This is a genomic window from Mycolicibacterium arseniciresistens (genome assembly GCF_030519285.1).
In the GTDB taxonomy this organism is placed as follows: Bacteria; Actinomycetota; Actinomycetes; order Mycobacteriales; family Mycobacteriaceae; genus Mycobacterium; species Mycobacterium arseniciresistens.
Genome location: NZ_JAUMSQ010000400.1, coordinates 1 through 2,981 on the forward strand (window position 1 = coordinate 1; position 2,981 = coordinate 2,981).

Consider the following 2,981-nt stretch of genomic DNA (forward strand, 5'->3'; position numbering starts at 1 on the left):
GTGGCCGGTTACGAGGCGGCGGTTGGCCACGCCGTCACCGCCGACGCGCTGGACGTGGTCACCGGCTATCTTCGCGACCTGCGGGCCGCCGTGGTCCGGCTGGCCGGCCTGTTCGAATCCGACGAGGTCATGGTCACCGCCGGCGGCAGCACGTACTTCGACCTCGTCGCAGACGTCCTCACGGGCGGCTGGCCGGACGGGCTGACCGTGCGGACCGTCATCCGCAGCGGGTGCTACCTCACCCATGACGATGGGTTGTATCGCCGGACGTCGCCGCTGGGCCGCACCAGCGACGGCGGGCTGGAGGCGGCGCTGAGCGTGTGGGCGCAGGTGGTGTCGCGGCCCGAGCCGGGACTGGCGCTGCTGACCATGGGACGCCGCGACGTGTCGTTCGACCAGGACCTGCCGGTGCCCTACGGCATGTCAGGCGCCGTCGCCAAGCTCAACGACCAGCACGCCTACCTCCGGCTCGACGCCGCCGACCACGCCGAGGTCGGCGACTGGGTGCAGTTCGGCATCTCCCACCCGTGCACGGTGTTCGACAAGTGGCCGGTGATCCCGGTGATCGACGAGCAGAACCGGGTGGTCGACCTGATCCGCACGTTCTTCTGAGCGATTTCGGCGCGGTTTCGTTCGGTGCGCGATCGTTTGCGCGCCGAAATCGCCGCGGGAGGGGTCTAGCGGCGGCCGCGGTGGTTGTCGCGGTTGCGCTCGAACACCAGCCGCAGACCGTCGAGGGTGAGGTGGCGGTCGTAGGTGCCGACGGTTCGCACGTCGGGCAGCACCAGCGGGGCGGTGTGGCCGGTGGCGACCACCGTCACGTCGTTGCCCGCGAACCCGTCGACATCGGCGCGGATGCGGCTGACCAGCCCGTCGACCAGGCCGGCGAAGCCGAACACCGCGCCGGCCTGCATGCACTCGACGGTGTTCTTGCCGACCACCGACCGCGGCCGGGTGAGCTCGACCCGGCGCAGCGCGGCCGACCGGGCCGCCGCGGCGTCCGAGGACACCTGCACGCCCGGCGCGATCGCGCCGCCGAGGAACTCGCCCTTGGCCGACACCACGTCGACGCAGATCGACGAGCCGAAGTCGACGACGATCGCCGCGCCGCCGTACTTGTGATAGGCCGCGAGGCAGTTGACGATCCGGTCGGCGCCGACCTCCTTCGGGTTGTCCACCAGCAGCGGTATCCCGGTGCGCACGCCGGGCTCGATCAGCACGTGTGGCACCGACGGCCAGTACTGCTCGAGCATCACCCGCACCTCGTGCAGCACCGAGGGCACCGTCGACAGGCCTGCCGCCCCGGTGAGGCGTTCGGAGTCGTCGCCGATCAGCCCGTCGATCGTCAGCGCCAGCTCGTCGGCGGTGATCTCCGACTCGGTGCGGATCCGCCAGTGCTGCGCCACCTTCGCGTGCTCGCCCGCGCCGGAAACCAGTCCGACGATGGTGTGGGTGTTGCGGACGTCGATCGCCAGGAGCACGGTTACTACCGTGGCGACAGCAGGTCGGCCGCGGTGTCCGGCACGAATGCGGGGTCGTCCGACAGGTCGACCTGGCTGTTGTCGGCGTCGACGAACACCACCCGCGGACGGTACCGGCGGGCCTCGGCGTCCTCCATCGTGCCGTAGGCGATCAGGATCACCAGGTCACCGGGATGAACGAGATGCGCTGCGGCGCCGTTGATCCCGATGATCCCGGTGCCGCGCTCACCGGTGATCGCATAGGTGACGAGCCGGTTGCCGTTGTCGATGTCGACGATCGTGACCTGCTCGCCCTCGAGCAGGTCCGCGGCGTCCATCAGGTCGGCGTCGATGGTCACCGAGCCGACGTAGTGCAGATCGGCCTGGGTGACGGTGGCGCGGTGGATCTTCGACTTCAGCATCGTGCGTAACATCAGTTCCTCCAGGGCAATTCGTGGTTGTCGTCCGGTCCCGCCACCCCGGGGTGGCCGTTGATGCCTGCGCTCGCGCCGAGGTCGACGGCGATGTTGTCCAGCAGCCTGGTGCGGCCCAGCCGGGCGGCCACCAGCAGTCGGGCCGGCCCCTGGGCGGGTGCGGGGCCCAGCCAGTTGTCGCGCAGCTCGAGGTAGTCGACGTCGATGGCGGGTACCTCGTCGAGCACCGCCCTGGCGGCGTCGAGCACGGCGGCCGCTCCCCCGGACGCGGCGTACATGCCCGCCAGCAGCGCCGCCGAGAGCGCCAGCGACTGTTCACGTTCCACGCCGTCGAGGTACCGGTTGCGCGAGGACAGCGCCAAGCCGTCGCCTTCACGCACGATCGGCACGCCGACGATCCGGGTGTCGACATCGAGGTCGTCGGTCATCTGACGGATCAGCACCAGCTGCTGGTAATCCTTCTCACCGAAGAAGGCCCGGTCGGGCCGGACGATCTGCAGCAGTTTGAGCACCACCGTCAGCACACCGGCGAAATGCCCTGGCCGCGAGGCGCCTTCGAGCTCCGCGCCGAGCGGCCCGGGATGCACGGAGGTGCGCGGTCCGGCGGGGTACATGTCGGCGGCGGTCGGCGTGAACGCCACCTCGACCCCCTCGGCGCGCAGTGCCTCCAAGTCGTCGTCGAGGGTGCGCGGATAGGCGTCGAGATCCTCACCGGCGCCGAACTGCAACGGGTTCACGAAGATCGAGACCACCACGACGGCGCCCTGCACCCGCTTCGCCTGCCGGATCAGCGTCAGGTGGCCCTCGTGCAGCGCGCCCATCGTCGGCACCAGCATCACCCGCCGGCCGGTGGTGCGCAGCGCGCGGCTGACGTCGGCGACGTCCGCCGGACGGGCGTAGACGTTGAGCTGATTGGCCGCGAACTTCGGCGGCTTGCGCACGATCACGATTTGTTCACCTCGGCCAGCACCGCGAAGACCTCCTCGGGAGCGTGTGCCCGCTGCGCGGTGCGCAGCGAGTCGGCCCGGTAGGCCGCGGCCAGTGCGGGGTCGACCTCGCCGAGTGCCCGCAGGTGGCCGGCGACGGC

The 2,981-nt window shown here is 70.6% G+C and carries 3 protein-coding genes and 2 pseudogenes; 1 reads left to right on the forward strand and 4 read right to left on the reverse strand.

The window, feature by feature from the left end; genetic code table 11:
• Positions 1-612: pseudogene (locus tag Q2100_RS29210) on the forward strand (amino acid deaminase); the annotation flags it as partial.
• A gap of 65 nt (positions 613-677) precedes the next feature.
• Here the strand turns inward: Q2100_RS29210 and Q2100_RS29215 are convergent.
• From Q2100_RS29215 to Q2100_RS29230, 4 genes and pseudogenes are all read right to left on the reverse strand, one after another.
• The gene (locus Q2100_RS29215) at positions 678-1,481 is read right to left on the reverse strand and encodes a type III pantothenate kinase (protein ID WP_264014204.1); all 804 of its coding nucleotides are present in this window, start codon (positions 1,479-1,481) and stop codon (positions 678-680) included.
• A gap of 5 nt (positions 1,482-1,486) precedes the next feature.
• Positions 1,487-1,894, reverse strand: coding sequence for an aspartate 1-decarboxylase (panD, locus tag Q2100_RS29220; RefSeq protein ID WP_302916843.1), 408 nt, complete (start codon positions 1,892-1,894; stop codon positions 1,487-1,489).
• Positions 1,894-2,841, reverse strand: a complete 948-nt coding sequence (panC, locus tag Q2100_RS29225) for a pantoate--beta-alanine ligase (protein WP_264014206.1) — start codon at positions 2,839-2,841, stop codon at positions 1,894-1,896. The genes panD and panC overlap by 1 nt, the downstream gene beginning before the upstream one ends.
• Positions 2,838-2,981, reverse strand: a pseudogene (locus tag Q2100_RS29230) (DUF2520 domain-containing protein); the annotation flags it as partial. The pseudogene Q2100_RS29230 and the gene panC, both read right to left, overlap by 4 nt.